Genomic DNA, 18175 nt, shown 5'->3' on the forward strand with positions numbered 1-18175 from the left:
TGTTGTTTTTCTATCCAGTTTTCAAAGAACCAAATATTGAGAGTAAACCTCTCAAAACTGAACAAAGCGCAAACGATGTGTCGACCTTCCGTGTTTTTCCTTAGAAAGGAGGTGATCCAGCCGCACCTTCCGATACGGCTACCTTGTTACGACTTCACCCCAATCATTCGTCCCACCTTAGGCGGCTGGCTCCCCTAAGGGTTGCCGCACCGACTTTGGGTGTTACAAACTCTCGTGGTGTGACGGGCGGTGTGTACAAGGCCCGGGAACGGATTCACCGCGGCATGCTGATCCGCGATTACTAGCGATTCCGGCTTCATGCAGGCGAGTTGCAGCCTGCAATCCGAACTGAGAGAAGCTTTCAGAGATTCGCTAGGCCTTGCGGCTTGGCTTGCTCGTTGTACTTCCCATTGTAGCACGTGTGTAGCCCAGGTCATAAGGGGCATGATGATTTGACGTCATCCCCGCCTTCCTCCGGTTTGTCACCGGCAGTCTTGCTAGAGTGCCCAACTCAATGCTGGCAACTAACAATAAGGGTTGCGCTCGTTACGGGACTTAACCCAACATCTCACGACACGAGCTGACGACAACCATGCACCACCTGTCACTTTGCCCCGAAGGGGAAACCCTATCTCTAGGGCGGTCAAAGGATGTCAAGACCTGGTAAGGTTCTTCGCGTTGCTTCGAATTAAACCACATGCTCCACCGCTTGTGCGGGCCCCCGTCAATTCCTTTGAGTTTCAACCTTGCGGTCGTACTCCCCAGGCGGAGTGCTTAATGCGTTAACTGCAGCACTGAAGGGCGGAAACCCTCCAACACTTAGCACTCATCGTTTACGGCGTGGACTACCAGGGTATCTAATCCTGTTTGCTACCCACGCTTTCGAGCCTCAGCGTCAGTTACAGACCAGAGAGCCGCCTTCGCCACTGGTGTTCCTCCATATATCTACGCATTTCACCGCTACACATGGAATTCCACTCTCCTCTTCTGCACTCAAGTGATCCAGTTTCCAATGACCCTCCCCAGTTGAGCTGGGGGCTTTCACATCAGACTTAAATCACCGCCTGCGCTCGCTTTACGCCCAATAAATCCGGACAACGCTTGCCACCTACGTATTACCGCGGCTGCTGGCACGTAGTTAGCCGTGGCTTTCTGGTCAGCTACCGTCATGGAAAAAGCATTTCCTCTTTCTCCTGTTCTTTGCTGACAACAGAGCTTTACGATCCGAAAACCTTCTTCACTCACGCGGCGTTGCTCGGTCAGACTTGCGTCCATTGCCGAAGATTCCCTACTGCTGCCTCCCGTAGGAGTCTGGGCCGTGTCTCAGTCCCAGTGTGGCCGATCACCCTCTCAGGTCGGCTATGCATCGTTGCTTTGGTGAGCCGTTACCTCACCAACTGGCTAATGCACCGCGGGACCAGCCATCAGTGACGCTGTAAAGCGCCTTTGAGCTTTCTTTCAGGTGAAAAAAAGCCGTATGCGGTATTAGCACCTGTTTCCAAGTGTTATCCCCCGCTGATGGATAGGTTCCCCACGTGTTACTCACCCGTCCGCCACTCCACTTAAGAAAAAACCGAAGTTTCTTCTTAAGCAGCGTTCGACTTGCATGTATTAGGCACGCCGCCAGCGTTCGTCCTGAGCCAGGATCAAACTCTCATCTTGAATTTGATCGATCAACACCGTTGATCGTACTTAGCTCTTCAACTTTTTGCTCGCGTGTTGTTCGCGTTTATTGCTTGGTTGCTTCTTCTTTCAAAGAAGCGCCCGACACATTGGTTCGTTTGCTTGCTTTGTTCAGTTTTCAAAGGTCTACTGCTTGTTGCCGTAGCAACTTTTATATCTTATCAATTCGACAAGTGTTTGTCAATATCTTTTTTTAACTTTCGTTAATTTCATAAATTTGATTCATTCAAAAATCAACGACTTAAATATCTTAGCACTTCACTAAAATAACGTCAATAACTTTTTTAACTTATATATAATATCTGTCGAATAATTGACCTCAACTAATTTATCACGAATGAATCTTGAAAGCAATAAAGAATAATGACTTTTCTTTATCGATTTTAATTAAAAGAAAGGCATTCCTTCGATATCCATATCTTGGATAATTTCACGAAAGGTTTGTGCCTCTGCCCAATAGTATTGGTTAGGCAGTTCTCTTTGCTGTTGATTTTCTTGAGTTTCAAAAACAAATAAAGGAACATTAGCATCTTGCGCTTGTCCATTTGTCAGTTCAACTAATCGAATATTTTTAATATCAAGTGTTACCTCTTCTTTTAAAAGATGAAGAATGTTTGCTAAACCTGTTTGCTCATCAGAAAAGTCTGTAAATGCCAAAGTAAATCTGTCTTCTGTTGTTCTTATTAAGAACTTCTTTGATCCATCCTCTAAATGAAGAATCACCGTACCAGCAACTTTTTTATTACTCAAATCTTTCACCTCGGCTAGTTATCCTTTTTAACAGTATCGTATATTTTAACATGAAGTTATTTACTTTGTGAAGTCTTACCAGATAAAAGCATATCCATCGCTTCATCAGTCCACTCAGGTAAACATTCTTCTATTGATTGAAATCCAATATCTTTATTTTTGTTCGTAAAATAACGTTTTTTGTGATAAGGCGGACGAACAAATTGAGACTCAAGTGTACGCTTTGAAAGACTAATTTTTTGCGTATATTCGTCTATGTCGATAATCTGTACTCTCACTTTTTCGCCAACTTGAACCACTTCTCGTATATCTTTAGTAAAACCTGACTGGATTTCTGATATATGAATCAACCCTTGGGTATGATCATCCAAAGAAACAAAAGCACCGTAAGTTTGTATACCAGTAATTGTTCCTTCTAAAATTTCTCCAATTTTATAGTCCATTTTATTCCCTCTTTTCGCAAATTTTATTATACTAGGAAATAGAAGAAAAATGAAGTATTGACTACAATACTTATTGAGGAGGAAAAATATGAGTCGATTTGATCAGATTGTTGACCGTAAAAAAACACAAAGCGTGAAATGGGATACTATAGAAGCAAACTATAAACAAAAGGATCTATTACCTATGTGGGTAGCCGATATGGACTTCAAGGCGCCTGAAGCGGTTCAGAAAGCCTTTAAAAATTATCTGGAGCAAGGCGTATTCGGTTATTCAATAGTCCCAGATTCTTTGTATGAAGCAATTATTAACTGGCAAAAAAACCGCCACAATTTCACTATAAAAAAAGAAGAGATCTTGTTAAATAGCGGTGTTGTCCCCAGTCTTGCGCTTAGTGTACAAGCTTATACTAAACCTAAAGAGGCAGTTTTAATCCATGACCCGGTTTATCCACCTTTTGCTCAAGTAGTTGAAGAAAACGACCGCAAGCTGGTTCGTAGTAAATTAAACACAGACGATAAATTTACCATGAACTTAGAGGAAATGGAGAAATTGTTTCAAAAAGAAAATATTCGTTTATTTATTTTATGTAACCCACATAATCCTGGCGGTCGTGTTTGGAGCAAAGAAGAATTGCAAGCTGTCGGTAAGCTTTGTAAAAAATACAATGTTATAGTGGTAAGCGACGAAATTCATCAAGATATTGTCTATCAGCCAGAAACGTTTACGACCTTTCAAAATGCGGACCCTTCATTTAAGGATTTCTCTATCGTATTAACCGCAGCTACAAAAACCTTTAACCTCGCAGGTATTAAAAATTCGATGGTGTTTATCAAAAACGAAAAATTAAGACAAGCTTTTGCAAGTTTTCAAAAGAAAAACTGCCAGGACGATATCAATACTTTTGGTGTCATTGGTACACAAGCAGCTTATGAAGGTGGTAAAGATTGGTTAGATGACCTATTAGTCTACTTAAAAGAAAATATCAATACTACCTACAACTTTTTCCAAAATGAACTACCTAATGTGAAAGTAAGTAAACCAGAAGCCACTTATCTTATGTGGTTAGATTTTTCTGCTTACCACTTAACAGACAAACAACTAGAAGAAAAATTTATCAATGAAGCAAAAGTAGTATTAAATCCGGGAATTTCTTACGGTCCAAAAGGTTCACAACATATGCGGATCAATCTTGCCTGTCCTCGCGCTACTTTAAAAGAAGGTTTACAAAGGATCGCTACGGCTTTTAAATAAAATAAGACGTATAGTGCAAATTCTGATAGAGTTTTGCACTATACGTCTTATTTTTAATCTTTTATTTCGATACTATCAATAATCACATCATCTACTGGACGATCTTGCGAGCCTGTTGGCACTTTTTCAATAGTGTCAACGATATCCATACCTTCAATCACTTGTCCAAAGACTGTATGACGAAAATCTAGCCAAGGTGTCCCGCCATTTTTGTATGCTTCCACAATCTCTAAAGGATAGCCTGCTTCTTGCATTTGAGATATCATGTTCTCAGGAAGATTTTTATTTGTTACGATAAAAAATTGACTGCCATTAGTGTTAGGGCCAGCATTAGCCATCGATAAAGCGCCTTGTAAGTTGAACAATTCACTACTAAATTCATCTTCAAAGTTTTCACCATAGATACTTTGTCCGCCAGCGCCACTTCCTGTTGGATCGCCGCCTTGAATCATGAAATCGGGGATGATCCGATGAAAGATGACGCCATCATAATATTCTTTTTTTGCCAATTCGATAAAATTCTTTACTGTTTTTGGTGCTTGTTTATCAAATAGTTGCAATTTAATGGTCCCTAAATTGGTTTGAATAATCGCCTGGGGACCTTCCTGTTTTGCTAAATTCATTTGTGGAAATTCAGTCAAAAAAATTCCTCCTTGTTAATAATTAACTTCTTACTCTTTTATCATAGCAGAAAAAAATAGGAATGCCAGCTCTTCATTTCTTTGTTATAATACATCTAACTGCATTAAAAAATCCAGAGAGTTCTATATAAAGGGGGCCAGAAAATGGACATATATGATATTACGATCGTAGGCGCTGGTCCTGCGGGAATGTTTGCTGCTTTTTATGCAGGCATGCGCAATGCGAAAACTAAAATTATCGACACACTGCCACAACTAGGCGGTCAATTAACCACCCTGTATCCAGAAAAATATATTTATGATATTCCTGGATTTCCGAAAATAAAAGCGGATGAATTAGCACAAAATTTGGAAAAGCAACTAACAATGTTTAATCACCGTTATTGTTTGGAAGAAGAAGTGATAAACCTCAATTATCAAGAGGATTTTATTGAAATTGTTACCAATCAACGTACACATTATTCAAAAGCTGTGATTTTAGCTTTAGGTAATGGCTCTTTTCAACCGCGAAAGTTAAAGTTAGAACAAGCTGAAAGCTTTGAAAATAACGGTATCGATTATTTTATTACCGACCTTATGAAATATGCCGGTAAAAAAGTTGCTGTCGCAGGTGGAGGCGATTCAGCCGTCGATTGGGCATTGATGTTAGAGCCCATCGCTAAAGAAGTTTCTATTATTCATCGTAGAGGAAATTTCCGAGCGCATGAGCATAGTATGCAACAGTTAAAAAATTCATCTGTACAAATTTTAACGCCTTACATCATTAGAGGCGTATCAGGTGATAAGAATTTAGATAGTCTACACTTACAAGTAGCTAAAAGCGAGGAGACAGTTGATTTAGCCATCGATTACTTAATCGTCAATTATGGTTTTTCCACCAACTTGGACTTAAAAGATTGGAAAATCACCAGTAACCGTCGCGGTATTCCGGTAAATTCTGATATGAAAAGTTCACAAGATGGTATCTATTGCTGCGGCGATATTACTTCCTACGATGGAAAAGTAGATTTAATTGCAACCGGCTTTGGGGAAGCCCCTACAGCAGTCAATAACGCACTCCACTATATTGACCCTAAAAATCGAACACAGCCTATGCATTCAACAAGTCTTTTTCAACAAAGATAATCAGGAGGTTCATTTATGGTATTAGAAACAAAAACATTGGAAGAAAAAGCACGACAATTATTAAAAGAACGCGGCGTTTCCGTTATCGATATTGCTAAACTAGTCATGTATTTACAAAAAGATTATATTCCTGGGCTATCACTAGAAAATTGTGTAGATAGTGTCGACTCGGTCTTATCGAAAAGAGAAGTGCACAACGCGATTTTAACCGGCATTCAATTAGATATTCTGGCCGAAGAAGATAAATTGTTGCAACCTTTACAAGAAATTGTTGCTCAAGATGAAGGACTTTATGGTATTGATGAAATTCTGGCACTTTCTATTGTCAATGTGTATGGATCGATCGGATTTACCAACTACGGTTATATTGATAAAGTAAAACCGGGAATTTTACAAATGTTAAATGATCACGAGGGACCGCGTATTCATACCTTCTTGGATGATATCGTAGGAGCAATCGCTGCTTCTGGTGCCAGCCGTTTAGCCCACCAATATCCCGATAATGCAGATCAATTGATGCATTAATATTTTATCTTGACCCAAATCAAAAACCCTTTTATAATATTTTTGAACTAATCGTACAGATAACACGGGACTTCCCGTGTCGAAAAAGAGGCGGTTTCTATTGATTTAGAAGCAGTCTCTTTTTTAATGATTTTAAAGGAGCATACGCACAATGGAAAAAGTAAAAATTCATTTATTACCGGCCGTTCTAGCAGCTGGTATCATGTCATTTTCGGGGGTGTTGATTGAAACAGCGATGAATGTCACCTTTCCCACTCTAACCTCAGAGTTTAATATTTCAACTTCGATGGTCCAATGGGTGACAACTATTTATCTACTGGTTATTTCTATTATGGTCCCTTTTTCGAATTATTTAATTAAAAACTTCTCCATTCGAAAATTATTTATGATCGCAAATTTCTTTTTCATCGCTGGACTTATAACCGACTTTATTTCTCCAACATTCTTCGTTTTACTTTTAGGACGCATTTTGCAAGGGATTAGTACAGGTATCGCTTTACCGCTAATGTTTCATATTATTTTAACATTTACTCCTTTAGAAAAAAGAGGCGGGATGATGGGTGTCGGTATGCTAACAACTTCCATTGCACCAGCAGTCGGACCTACATATGGCGGGTTGTTAACTTCAGTTCTTTCTTGGCATTATATCTTTTTATTTTTAATTCCTATTTTACTTCTTTCTCTTGTCTTAGGCTTATATGCTATTCCAGAGATAAGCGTAGAAAAAAATAGCAAACTTGATATTACCAGTCTTTTGGGTATTGCTTTATTATTTAGTGGATTACTAGTCTTTCTCAATCAGATGGGAAGTATCAAAAGTTTATTCCCGCTATTCATAGGAATGATTGGTTTAGTGATTTTCTTACAACGTAGCGTCAAGTCCCCTTTTCCTTTAGTAAAAATTGATGTGTTAAAAGACAAAGCTTTTGTCCTATTTTTATGTGGATTTCTTGTTTGTCAGTTCTTACTTTTAGGTATTTCTTTTGTGTTGCCAAACTTTGTACAGATCGTCTCTGAAGAAAACGCCTTTATCGCTGGTTTAGTGATGTTACCAGGGGCCACAGTTGGTGCCATTTTGGCCCCTGTTTCTGGAAGAGTTTTAGATAAATACGGGGCTAAAAAGCCTATATTAATCGGATTAATATTAGCTGCCATCGGTTGGATTGCTTTAACACTACTTTTAAAACAACCTAGTTTAGCAGGCTTTGTAGCTGGTCATGTCTTTTATATGATTGGCCTTGGTTTTGCTTATAGTAATATGATGACAAGCGGTATGAATCTTTTAACACAAGAAGAGTATGGAGATGGAAATACACTTTTTAACACCTTACAACAATTTTCCGGTGCAGTCGCTACTTCTATCGTGGCAAGCGTTATTAATATCTTTCAAGAGAATAACGCTGATTACCAGCTAGGCACGACTATAGGCGCGCAAGTGGCGATGTTTATTCTACTAACTTTACTTTTAATCATAATTATTGCTTGCATCATTCATTTTCGACCAGCTAAGAATAGGGTAGAGGGGAAATAAGATTTCCGCCCCTCCCGTCGCACCGTACGTACGGTTCTCGTATACGGCGCTCCATTTGTATTGTTTTCACGCTTGATTAAGATAGTAATTTAAAGGATTGACCAATCCAGGTCGATCCTTTTTCTTTATGGCTAAAACTTTCGGACTTAGGGTAAAATTGACGACGTCCATGCCACATTTCCTATACCAACCTAATCTCGAATTTGCCACCTTATAAATATTTTCTTTGGTAAAATGGCATTTGAATAATCGGTTTAATTGTTGTAGATTCGTATAGATTCGTTGTGGCAGTTTCCATTGCTTTATGATGATCACTCGGACTTTATGTCGTAACCATTGCCCAAACTTTGCTAGATAGGTTTTCATATTCCCGATACGGTAGTAATTGATCCAGCCTCTTATCGTTTGGTTGAGTTTCGTGAATGTCACCGCTAAGGGTCGTGACACAGCCTGTTTTCTTTTAAGGATGGCTTTCGTTTTATCATAGAGCTTTGTTTTACTGACTTTGCTCGGTTTACACTGCCAACCCTTCTGGTTCTTCCAGAAGGTAAACCCTAAAAATTGACTCTGTGTCGGTCGTACCACCTTGGTTTTTGTGACGTTCACTCGTAAGAAAAGCTTTCTTTCAATCCAACTCGTAATAGATTTCATTACACGATTGGCTGCCCGCTCACTTTTGACAAAGATATCCGTATCATCCGCATAACGGACAAAATAGAGTCCTCTTGCTTCTAGTTCTTTATCCAATTTGTCCAGATAAATATTCGCTAAAATGGGACTTAAAGGTCCGCCTTGCGGAACGCCCGTTTCATTCGGACGAACAAAGCCATTTTCCATAATCCCTGCTTTTAAGAAAACACGTATTAAGTGAAGCGTTTCTCTATCTTTGACCCGTTCTCTAAGGGTCGAGATTAATTTATCATGATGAACCGTATCAAAATATTTCTCAATGTCCATATCAATGAGCCATTCATAACCTTCATTCAAGTAATCAAGAACTTTTTCAATCGCTTGATGTGCACTTCGATTGGGACGAAAACCATAACTGCTTTCACTGAAGTGAACATCGAAAATGCGACTCAGCTGTTGCGCGGTTGCTTGTTGTACCACACGGTCCACGACACTTGGAATCCCTAAAGGTCTTTGTTTTCCATCGGGCTTAGGGATATAAACTCGTTTGACTGTTTTCGGACGGTAAGTCATCGATCGAATCTCTTGAACAAGGGAATGTCCGTGTTGATAGAAATAATGGTCAAGTTCGTCGACTGTCATTTTATCAACACCCGGAGCGCCTTTATTCTTTTTGACCTGCTCGATGGCTTGTCTCATGTTTTGCTGGCTCGTGATCTTTTCAATGAATCTCATGCGCTGTTCCTCCTCTAGGTGTAGATGGATCCAAGATCGTCCTCACTACTTTTCCCATCGATAGTTACGTTCTACCGTTCTAGGGTATCCTCGTTTCCGGACTGCTTGGATATTTTCTTCTAGCGATTCACACTATACAAACATTCAGCCCTTCACTACATGTAATATCATAGCTACTATGGCCTCGGCTGACTTCTTACGACAAACCTTTTTCGACCGTTCGCAAACGTCCGTAAGATCTCCCAGGGTAAGACACTTATCTTTCTCTCCACAACCTCTTGATTTACTGTCTTGGTTTTACGTTTACCTTTTGGACTTCGGCTTGATATGCAGCCTTATCCCCCATTTAGCCTCATCAAGTTCCTGTGCGTAGGTTCAAGAGATTTGCGCCACCACTTCCTTCACCCCATCATCGCTGATTTCGGCTTGTGGCTCGCTACACTTGGCGGTAACTACCCGTGACTAGACTTTCACTAGCTAGATAAATGCCATGCCTGGCACACATAATTAAAAAAGCAGCGGCAATCCCGCTGCTCTTTTAATTTATACTTACTTGATTCTTTTTTAATAAACGGAAAATAAAATAAGGAGCACCGATAATCGATACAATAATACCAGCCGCCATTTCTCCATTAGTTAAAATAACACGTCCTAAAATATCACTGTATAATAAAAGCAAACTGCCTATAAAAACCGACATGAGAAGAGCATGATTATTTTTTCGATTCACAATATTTTTTGCTAAGTGAGGTGCAATTAGACCAATAAAACTAATACTTCCGGCAACAGACACGCTGACTGCTGCTAAAATCACCGCGCTAATAAGATAAAAAAGTTGTTTTTTCTTCAAAGGAACGCCTAAAGCGATAGCTTCCTCATCTCCCAAGCTGATCACTTCTAAACTTTTTCCTTGAAATAAAATAAAGGGTAATAAAATAAGCAAAGCAGGAAAAATCATAAGAACATGGTTCCAAGTTGTTCCCCAAATCGTTCCTGCTAACCAGGAAGTTACAAAGCGATAACTATCTTGTGAAATACGAACAGTACCAATTAATGTTAAAGCTGAAATACCTGCATTAACTGCTATTCCAGCTAGTAATAAACGATTTGGATCAAATTTTTCTTTTTGCTTGCCACAAAAATAAACTAGAAAAGCAGCGAGAAAACTACCTAAACAAGCAATCAGCGGTAATAAATGACTTGATGTTTGGCTTGTAAAAAAGCCTAGATAAAGTAAAACAGTCAAACCAGCACCAGCGTTGATCCCTAAAATCCCCGGATCGGCTAAATCGTTATGAGTAACTCCTTGAAATAAATAACCTGAAGCCGCCAGTCCAGCGCCAGCCAAAATAGAAACCAGTGTACGAGGCAGACGAAAATCTAGGACAACTAACTGATGAGCTGGTGTTCCCTGATTTGCTAACACGGCTAAAAGTTCTTTAAAAGATAAAGGAATCGTACCAATAATAAGGCTTAAAATTAGCCCAGTAACTAATAAAATGCCCAATAGTAGCCAAAAAGCTCCTTTTTTCATACATTGCCCCTCCTGATTTGAATCAATAATAATGGCACGCCAATTAATGTAATGATGACGCCTACCGGAGTTTCTAAAGGTGGAGTAAACAGACGAGAGCCTATATCAGCTACAACAAAAAATAGAGCACCAAATAAAGTAGCAGCAGGAATAACAAAACGGTAATCATGACCCACAAAAAAGCGTACGACATGAGGAACAATCAAACCTAAAAAGCTGATCGTCCCCACTAAAGAAACAGCAGTACCTGCTAGTAACAACACACAAAGCATACTCTTTTCGCGAATTCTTTGTGGTTTTTTCCCTAAAGAAACAGCTGTTTCATCTCCCATCTCTAGTAAAGTCACTTGCTTAGTGATCAGCCAAGAACCGATAAGGCCCACTAATATTACAGGAAGAGCCACTTTAAGCTGTGGCCAGGTAACATTTCCACTACCTCCTACAAACCAGAAAGTGATCTCTTGATTTAAGTTAAACAACAAACGGATACTTTGACTTAAAGCTGTAAAAAACGATCCGATCGCAGCGCCTAAAAGTACCATATAAATAGGCGAGCGCGCGAAAATACTTCGATTTGATGCTGCATAAATTACAGCTAATACGATTGCAGCGCCAATAAAAGAAGACAGAATAGTTACAAAGGGTGTGGGTGTAGTTGAAAAAGCAAAAGCCAGAGCAAGGCCCAAACCAGCGCCAGCATTAATCCCTAAAAGTCCCGAATCGGCGATAGGGTTATGCGTAATTCCTTGCATTAAAGCTCCTGAAGCGGCAAAAGCCGCTCCTACAGCTAAGGAGGCAATTGTACGCGGAAAGCGTAAATAATATATTAATTGATGCGTTTGATTAGTTGTATCAAATCGTAAAAAAGAATCTCTTACTTCTTGCCAAGAATTTTCAATAGCACCATATTTTAAAGAAGATACTGTTGCTATAATCAATAAAATGATTAGTAAAAAGAAAAACCAGTTTTTCTTCATGATCAACTCCTCACTAAATCATAAGAAAGAATAAATGGCTTTTGATTTTTCTTTGAAAGCACAACTTCTGGCTGAATATCAAACAGTTCTAATAAACGTTCTGCTGTGAACACTTCTTGCGGTTCCCCTTTTAATATTAGCTGACCTTGTTTTAGCCCTATAATATAATCGGAAAATTGCGCCGCATGATTTAAATCATGAATCGTCATTAGAATCGTTTTACCTTGTCGATTAATATCTTCTAATAGATAAAGGATTTCCAACTGATGGGCAGGATCCAAAGAAGAAATAGGTTCATCTAAAATTAGAATATCTGTATCTTGAGCCAAGGCCATAGCAATCCAAACACGTTGCTGTTGTCCTCCTGATAAAGTATTTAATGTTCGTTGTTTTAATTCCAACAAGCCGGTTACTTCCAGTGCCCATTGAATCAATTCGTGATCTTCTTTTTGCAAACCAGCAAAACTCTTCTGATAAGGGAAACGTCCATAAGCAACGATTTCTGCGACACTCAATCCATTGATTACATTGTTTTTTTGCGATAAAGAAGCGATTTTTTTCGCCACAGATTTAGTATTTAGCGTATTGATATCTTCTCCATTGATGTGGACGCTTCCATTTTCAGGCAATAAAATTCGTGCCAATGTCTTAAGCAGCGTTGTTTTTCCACTTCCATTAGGACCGATCATGCTTGTGATTTTTTTATCAGGAATTTCTAAACTTATATCTTTCAAAACTATCTGCTTTTCATAGCCACAGTAAATGCTATTTGTCGCTAATTTTGTCATAAACCCCACTCTTTTCTTTCTAGTGATAACTCTTCTCAATTATCTCTTTTTCTAGTGACTTCGTCAACCTTTGAGCAAAAAAATTTTTGCTTTAACTAAAACTTTGTTGACTTCTAATAGATGATTTGTGATAATATTAACTGATAACGGTTATCATTTGTAAAAAAGGAGAAAAATTATGATAAAAAGGGTTCTACCATTTACTATGCTATGTTTATTTGCTGTTTTTTTAGTTTCTTGTGAAAATTCGAACTCATCAACCGACTCTGACACTAATGCTGAAACTCAAACTCGAACTTTAACCGATGCGCAGGATAACGAGGTCGAAATTCCTGATCAAGCAGAAAGAATCATCGCTCCTTATTTAGAAGATTACTTAATCGCTTTGGATGAACAACCAGTCGCTCAATGGACAGTCGGAGAAGGTCAAATTCAAGAGTATCTGCAAGATGATTTAAAAGATATTCCGACAATTAATTTTGATTTACCTTATGAAGATGTCTTAAACTTTGAACCGGACTTATTACTTATTGAATCAGATGCTACTGTCGAAGGCGGCAAGTATGAAGAGTATGAAAAAATTGCTCCCACCTATGTTGTAAAAAATGGTGAAGACATATCCTGGGAAGAGCGTCTGGAAGATTTAGGCCAAGTATTTGATAAAAAAGAACAAGCAGAAAAAGTCGAAACAAATTACCAAGAAGAGGTAACAAAAGCACAAGACCAACTGCAAAATGAAATTGACGGAAACTCTGTAGCCGTAATTTGGGTTACCAATAACTCAGCGTTTATGGTGGCCAAAGACCGGTCAAGCGGAAGATTATTATACGAAGATTTAGGCTTTGAAGTGCCCGAATTAACACAAGAAATTTCTGAAGATGCCGAAGCTGACTGGACGCAAGTTTCTTTAGAAAGCTTGTCACAATTGGATGCTGATTACCTTTTCTTGGTCAATAGCGATGAAAGTGCTGAAATGTTTGACGATCCTTTGTGGAATAATATTCCTGCAGTAGAAAATGATCAGCTATTTGAATTTGGTCCAGATAGCAGCTGGCTTTATAACGGACCTATTGCCTATACTCAGATGTTAGATGATGTTAAAGAATCATTAGAATAAATAAAAAGCGTTGACCTCGTTTTATTACGTCAACGCTTTTTATTATCACATTGATTCTTTCATTTTTGTCTTCTTTTAAACACGCACGCTTATGTTAATAAACTTATCTATAAGTGTTAATCGCCTGGCGAACTGCTTGAATACGTTTTTGATAACTATTCGCATCATCACCTTGAAATAAGGCCGATGTTCCCAGCACAAAAACATCTGGCATAGCTTCTTTCATCCAAGAAATCGTTTGTGTATTTATATTGCCATCTACTTCGATTAACGGCTGGATGTTTCTTTGAGCTAAAATATTTTTTAGCTCACGTAATTTTTCCAATGTTTCTTGATGAAAGTTTTGTCCCGCAAAGCCAGTGGGAACCGTCATTAGCAGAATCTGATCTACTTCATCAATATAAGGTAGAATATCTTCCAAAGGAGTCGCTGGATTTAATGCTAGTGAAGGCTTAATGCCATAACTTTTCAATCGTTTGATTAAAAGAACTGGGTGAGCTGCTGTTTCAACATGAAAAGAAATCGTTTCAGGCTGTAAAAAACGAAACATTTCAACAAATTTTTCTGGCATTTCAGTCGCTAAATGAATATCAAAAGGTAAAGATGTTTTCTTTTGCACGCTTGTCATCCACTCAGGGCCTAATGCTAAATTATCAACAAATACACCATCCATGACATCTAGATGTAATAAGTCACAACCTGCTTGTTCTAAGTAGTCTAGTTCTTTTTGAATATTTAACATATCCGCACACATCAATGAAGCTGCAATCTTTTCCAATATGAGCCTCTCCTTTAATAAAACATTTATCTTAACTATTTCTCTTCTTTATTTAAAGTGATTTTCAAACTATAAACGGCACCGATAATTCCCGCTTCATTTTCGAATTTTGCCGGAACAATTTCAGGAAAATCCATATCTACCAGTGCACTATGTTCATTTTGTAGTTGTTTATAAGCCATCTGCAACTCTTTTAAAAAGGTTTTATTAGCGCTAATTCCGCCGCCAATGACAACCATTGCAGGATCAAATACAACTGCAACATTTAAAATACCTTGCGCTAGTTTGCGATGAAATTTAGCTAATACGGTTTGTGCTAAATATTCACCATCTTCAGCACGATCATAGATCACACGAGCATCATCGATTTTCTCACCAGATTTTAAATTATAAATTCGCAATAAACCAATGATGGTAGCTGCTTGTAAATTCATCGTACTTAAATTCAAATCATCTTGATTATCATCTAAAAGCATCCAACCAAATTCACCTGCCCGCGCATGGGCACCACGATAAATCTCATTATTAACAACTAGACATCCGCCAATACCTGTACCAACCACTAAACTAAGATAGTGCGCAACGTCTTGAGCTGCACCGCCCCATTTTTCCGCAATTGAAGCTGCATTTGCATCATTTTCTACATGCACAAATATCCCTGTGCGTTTAGCCATTTCTTCTTTAATATTAATCCCATATAAACACTTAATAGCACCAGCAGTCGTTAAATAACCATCTTCTTCAACTACACCTGGGACAGACATACCTACAGCTTTTATCGCATACTTTGTTTTATAATCAGAAATAATTTGAACAATATCGTCTAAAATTTCTTCTTTAGTTTTAGGCGTAGGAAAATTTTTCTTATCCTTCATTGCGCCATCTTCATCTAATAATCCAATTTTAATTGAACTACCGCCAATATCTACACCTACATACATACCATGGATAATCCTTTCCTACAATTTCCTAGCATTTGAACGAACAACTTCTTTTTTTACCAACAAAAACATAAACAGCCTCATTTCTCTTATTGTAATAGATATTGATTTGAGATGCCACTGTAAAAGATTTTTCATAGTATATTAACATTGCAAATAAGGTCTTGAGTTTATTTTCAGAACGCTCATTAAGTAAAGTTATGGCCTAAAAGCGAATTTAGAACATAATTTTGATAAATTTATGAGATCGATAGAACAAAGAAAAACGAAACTTATGTTGTATTATAATAAATACAACATAAGAATTGGAAAACTATGTTGTATAAATGTAAATAGCACATAGATAATAAAAAGTAACGTTCTATTTAAATAAATACCCCATAGAAAATGAGAAACGATGATATATTTCAACAAAAGAAGTTATACACAAATGTTAGCGCCTCAAAGACAAACATTCTTTTAGATTTTCTAAGTTAAAGTAAAATTTCTATTGAAAATCACTTGATATAAAACATAAAATGAAAGCGTAAGTTCGTCTTTTAACAACAGTAAGCAATTTATCTTTGCTGTTTCTAATTTTATACAAAGGAGCGAGAATACGTGAATCAAAATGATCAGTTACCAGAAGTTGACGAGAAACTTCCCTTAAGACAAAACTTGCTTTTAGGCCTGCAGCATACAGTAATTGCTGTTTTAGCCGCTATACCTGTCCCTTTATTAATAGCCACAAATGTCGGTTTATCTCCAGAACAAACCCGTTTTTTTATTAACGCGGTCATCTTTGGCGCAGGTCTTTCTAGTTTATTAATGGCTTTAAATATTATCCCTAAGACAAGCCCTAAAATCCCAATGGTCATGGGCGCAAATTTTGCCGTAGTCCCTATTGCAAGTACGACATTAAATGATGCTCCTAATATTGAAACAGGTTTTCAAATCATCGCTGGTTCAACCATGATTGTAGCAATTCTTTGTTTTTTAGCTGCTCCCTTTTGGATTAAACTTCAACGTTTTTTCCCACCTGTAGTTGTTGGAACAAACTTAATTGTCCTTGGTGTTTCTTTATTACCAAATACTTTTCATTGGTTAATGGGCGATAAAGCCTATAACCTAACTGAAAGTATAGATTATAAAACCTTACTGATGGCTTTAGCAATTTTTATTTTTCATGTCATTATCAGTAAATACTTTAAAGGCTTATTAGGAAACTTAACTATTCTCATTTCTCTTATTTTCGGTACACTATTGGCGTTATCTTTAGGTATGGTAGATTTTTCACCAGTGCAAGAAGCTCCTTGGTTTGGACTCAATTTGCCTTTTCACTATGGGCTTCCTAAATTTGACATGACCGCTACACTATCCTTTTTAATAGCCATTATTTTAGGTATGGTGGAAATTTCCGGTACAGCGATGGGAATTCATAATATTGTAGATAAAGAGATGACAGAAAGCCAATTTCGACGCGTTTTACAATCTTTAGGGATTACGACATTTATATCTGGTTTATTTAACGGTGTACAACCCACAGCCTTTGTGCAAAACGTCGGTATTTTAGATCTGTCCAAAGTCAAAAGTCGGTTTGCTATTGCGACTGCTGGTTTCATGCTTGTTTTCATCGGTTTTATTCCAAAATTTTCTGCTTTAATTTCGGCTATTCCAGATCCAGTATTAGGTGGACTTGGCTTTGCTATTTTCGGTATTATTATTGGCAGTGGGATTAATATTTTGAAACAAGTAAGTTTTGAAGGTAATCAAAATATGTTAATTATTGGTCTAAGTGTTGGTGTTTGTATGTTACCTTCTGTCTATCCAAACTTTTACGCCAACTTTCCTGCAGTTGTACAAAATATTTTTGGCAGTGGTATTCTAGCAGGTTCTTTAACAGCCATTATATTGAACCTATTTTTCAATTTTAAAGAAATAAAAAATAACACTAAGTAATGATTTAAGTTACAGATCGTTTTCTGATAAAAAAATAGCAATCTATCATCCAAATGGCATTTTCAGATGATAGATTGCTATTTTACTATTTATTTTCATTGAAATTGTTTCTCATCAATCTCGCGAAAGTCTGTTACAACCTTATCTGCACAAGACAAGTCTTGCTTTGGATAATCCGGATTGGCAAATCCAATGCAATACATGCCAGCTGCTTTAGCAGCGCGTGACCCATTTTTCGTATCTTCAATCACAACGCAATCATCAGAAACAGCACCAAGTAAATCTGCAGTGTGCAAAAAAACATCAGGCTCCGGTTTTGAATGAGCGACTTCTTCCGCACTGACAGCTTGACTGAAGTAAGCGTCCAATCCTAATTCCCGCAAATTATAAATGATTTCTTCTTTACGCGAAGCAGAGGCTACCCCTAATTTAAAACCAGCTTGATACAAGCGCTTGATCAAATCTTTTACATTGGCGATCAGCTGCACACCATCTTTTTGAATAATTTCTTCACGGCGCCTATTCATTTCCATAACATATTCATTTACTGCTTTGGGCAAATCAAATTCATCTTTCATGCCTTGCCACATAAAATTAGGGGTTGTCCCCATAAATTGATAATGATAACTATCAGGAACATCATGCCCTTCTTCATGAAGGATATCTGATTTTGAGTTAAAATAAGTATACTCAGAATCAACGATTACGCCGTCCATATCAAATATAAAAGTATTCATAATTTCTCCTAAAGTTCATAGATTTTTATTATATCAGAAATTTGCTTAAT

Annotated in this window: 16 protein-coding genes and 1 rRNA gene; 6 read left to right on the forward strand and 11 right to left on the reverse strand. The window is 37.8% G+C overall.

All coding sequences use genetic code 11. The annotated features are described in order from the left end of the window. Nucleotides 1–104: 104 nt before the first annotated feature. From C7K42_RS05160 to C7K42_RS05170, 3 genes are all read right to left on the reverse strand, one after another. Nucleotides 105–1662: ribosomal RNA gene (locus tag C7K42_RS05160) — 16S ribosomal RNA — on the reverse strand. Nucleotides 1663–2070: 408 nt separating this feature from the next. Continuing rightward, nucleotides 2071–2433 carry a hypothetical protein gene (locus C7K42_RS05165; RefSeq protein ID WP_103084034.1) on the reverse strand — a complete coding sequence of 121 codons (363 nt, stop codon included), beginning with the start codon at nt 2431–2433 and terminating at the stop codon, nt 2071–2073. Nucleotides 2434–2489: 56 nt separating this feature from the next. Beyond that, nucleotides 2490–2876, reverse strand: a complete 387-nt coding sequence (locus tag C7K42_RS05170) for a CvfD/Ygs/GSP13 family RNA-binding post-transcriptional regulator (protein WP_014125420.1) — start codon at nt 2874–2876, stop codon at nt 2490–2492. 88 nt (nt 2877–2964) lie between these two features. Between C7K42_RS05170 and C7K42_RS05175 the strand changes: the two genes are divergently transcribed. Beyond that, on the forward strand, nt 2965–4128 hold the full coding sequence (locus tag C7K42_RS05175) for a MalY/PatB family protein (RefSeq protein ID WP_103084033.1): 1164 nt from the start codon (nt 2965–2967) through the stop codon (nt 4126–4128). Between the two features lie 53 nt (nt 4129–4181). Here the strand turns inward: C7K42_RS05175 and C7K42_RS05180 are convergent, their stop codons facing one another. Then, on the reverse strand, nt 4182–4751 hold the full coding sequence (locus C7K42_RS05180; protein ID WP_180991199.1) for a peptidylprolyl isomerase: 570 nt from the start codon (nt 4749–4751) through the stop codon (nt 4182–4184). A gap of 162 nt (nt 4752–4913) precedes the next feature. Between C7K42_RS05180 and C7K42_RS05185 the strand changes: the two genes are divergently transcribed. The 3 genes from C7K42_RS05185 to C7K42_RS05195 all read left to right on the forward strand — a co-directional run bounded on the left by C7K42_RS05185 (nt 4914) and on the right by C7K42_RS05195 (nt 7950). Continuing rightward, complete coding sequence (locus C7K42_RS05185) at nt 4914–5894, forward strand: NAD(P)/FAD-dependent oxidoreductase (RefSeq protein ID WP_014125423.1); 981 nt, start codon at nt 4914–4916, stop codon at nt 5892–5894. A gap of 15 nt (nt 5895–5909) precedes the next feature. Continuing rightward, entirely contained in the window at nt 5910–6419 is a 510-nt protein-coding gene (locus C7K42_RS05190) for a phosphatidylglycerophosphatase A family protein (protein ID WP_014125424.1), read from the forward strand. A gap of 151 nt (nt 6420–6570) precedes the next feature. After that, nucleotides 6571–7950 (forward strand): MFS transporter, encoded by a 1380-nt coding sequence (locus C7K42_RS05195; RefSeq protein ID WP_103084031.1) that lies wholly within the window; start codon nt 6571–6573, stop codon nt 7948–7950. 66 nt (nt 7951–8016) lie between these two features. On the opposite strand, the gene ltrA is transcribed toward C7K42_RS05195, so the two are convergent. The 4 genes from ltrA to C7K42_RS05220 all read right to left on the reverse strand — a co-directional run bounded on the left by ltrA (nt 8017) and on the right by C7K42_RS05220 (nt 12614). After that, nucleotides 8017–9315: a group II intron reverse transcriptase/maturase gene (gene ltrA, locus C7K42_RS05200; RefSeq protein ID WP_014124169.1), complete on the reverse strand. Its 1299-nt coding sequence runs from the start codon at nt 9313–9315 to the stop codon at nt 8017–8019. A 538-nt stretch (nt 9316–9853) separates the two neighbouring features. Then, nucleotides 9854–10849, reverse strand: a complete 996-nt coding sequence (locus C7K42_RS05210) for a FecCD family ABC transporter permease (protein ID WP_103083855.1) — start codon at nt 10847–10849, stop codon at nt 9854–9856. Further along, entirely contained in the window at nt 10846–11826 is a 981-nt protein-coding gene (locus tag C7K42_RS05215) for a FecCD family ABC transporter permease (RefSeq protein WP_014125428.1), read from the reverse strand. Before C7K42_RS05215 ends, C7K42_RS05210 begins: the two co-directional genes overlap by 4 nt. Before the next feature lie 2 nt (nt 11827–11828). Further along, nucleotides 11829–12614 (reverse strand): ABC transporter ATP-binding protein, encoded by a 786-nt coding sequence (locus tag C7K42_RS05220; protein ID WP_014125429.1) that lies wholly within the window; start codon nt 12612–12614, stop codon nt 11829–11831. Between the two features lie 178 nt (nt 12615–12792). On the opposite strand from C7K42_RS05220, the gene C7K42_RS05225 reads away from it, so the two are divergent. Then, nucleotides 12793–13731 carry an ABC transporter substrate-binding protein gene (locus tag C7K42_RS05225; protein ID WP_014125430.1) on the forward strand — a complete coding sequence of 313 codons (939 nt, stop codon included), beginning with the start codon at nt 12793–12795 and terminating at the stop codon, nt 13729–13731. 103 nt (nt 13732–13834) lie between these two features. On the opposite strand, the gene C7K42_RS05230 is transcribed toward C7K42_RS05225, so the two are convergent. Together C7K42_RS05230 and C7K42_RS05235 are read right to left on the reverse strand one after the other, a co-directional pair. Continuing rightward, the gene (locus tag C7K42_RS05230; RefSeq protein WP_014125431.1) at nt 13835–14509 is read right to left on the reverse strand and encodes a ribulose-phosphate 3-epimerase; all 675 of its coding nucleotides are present in this window, start codon (nt 14507–14509) and stop codon (nt 13835–13837) included. A 35-nt stretch (nt 14510–14544) separates the two neighbouring features. Next, nucleotides 14545–15450, reverse strand: a complete 906-nt coding sequence (locus C7K42_RS05235) for an ROK family protein (RefSeq protein ID WP_103099891.1) — start codon at nt 15448–15450, stop codon at nt 14545–14547. Nucleotides 15451–16050: 600 nt separating this feature from the next. Between C7K42_RS05235 and C7K42_RS05240 the strand changes: the two genes are divergently transcribed. Further along, a complete protein-coding gene (locus tag C7K42_RS05240; RefSeq protein ID WP_103099890.1) occupies nt 16051–17388 on the forward strand; it encodes a uracil-xanthine permease family protein in 1338 nt (445 codons plus the stop codon). Between the two features lie 95 nt (nt 17389–17483). On the opposite strand, the gene C7K42_RS05245 is transcribed toward C7K42_RS05240, so the two are convergent. Then, complete coding sequence (locus C7K42_RS05245) at nt 17484–18125, reverse strand: HAD family hydrolase (protein WP_103099889.1); 642 nt, start codon at nt 18123–18125, stop codon at nt 17484–17486. Between the last annotated feature and the right edge of the window lie 50 nt (nt 18126–18175).

Source organism: Tetragenococcus halophilus subsp. halophilus DSM 20339, assembly GCF_003841405.1.
In the GTDB taxonomy this organism is placed as follows: domain Bacteria; phylum Bacillota; class Bacilli; order Lactobacillales; family Enterococcaceae; genus Tetragenococcus; species Tetragenococcus halophilus.

Excerpts from the sequence above, each read along its gene's own strand:
- ltrA (WP_014124169.1), bottom strand. The coding sequence starts at position 9,315 with ATGAGATTCATTGAAAAGATCACGAGCCAGCAAAACATGAGACAAGCC.
- C7K42_RS05225 (WP_014125430.1), top strand. The coding sequence starts at position 12,793 with ATGATAAAAAGGGTTCTACCATTTACTATGCTATGTTTATTTGCTGTT.
- C7K42_RS05210 (WP_103083855.1), bottom strand. The coding sequence starts at position 10,849 with ATGAAAAAAGGAGCTTTTTGGCTACTATTGGGCATTTTATTAGTTACT.
- C7K42_RS05190 (WP_014125424.1), top strand. The coding sequence starts at position 5,910 with ATGGTATTAGAAACAAAAACATTGGAAGAAAAAGCACGACAATTATTA.
- C7K42_RS05245 (WP_103099889.1), bottom strand. The coding sequence starts at position 18,125 with ATGAATACTTTTATATTTGATATGGACGGCGTAATCGTTGATTCTGAG.
- C7K42_RS05220 (WP_014125429.1), bottom strand. The coding sequence starts at position 12,614 with ATGACAAAATTAGCGACAAATAGCATTTACTGTGGCTATGAAAAGCAG.
- C7K42_RS05215 (WP_014125428.1), bottom strand. The coding sequence starts at position 11,826 with ATGAAGAAAAACTGGTTTTTCTTTTTACTAATCATTTTATTGATTATA.
- C7K42_RS05170 (WP_014125420.1), bottom strand. The coding sequence starts at position 2,876 with ATGGACTATAAAATTGGAGAAATTTTAGAAGGAACAATTACTGGTATA.
- C7K42_RS05175 (WP_103084033.1), top strand. The coding sequence starts at position 2,965 with ATGAGTCGATTTGATCAGATTGTTGACCGTAAAAAAACACAAAGCGTG.
- C7K42_RS05235 (WP_103099891.1), bottom strand. The coding sequence starts at position 15,450 with ATGTATGTAGGTGTAGATATTGGCGGTAGTTCAATTAAAATTGGATTA.
- C7K42_RS05195 (WP_103084031.1), top strand. The coding sequence starts at position 6,571 with ATGGAAAAAGTAAAAATTCATTTATTACCGGCCGTTCTAGCAGCTGGT.
- C7K42_RS05185 (WP_014125423.1), top strand. The coding sequence starts at position 4,914 with ATGGACATATATGATATTACGATCGTAGGCGCTGGTCCTGCGGGAATG.
- C7K42_RS05180 (WP_180991199.1), bottom strand. The coding sequence starts at position 4,751 with ATGAATTTAGCAAAACAGGAAGGTCCCCAGGCGATTATTCAAACCAAT.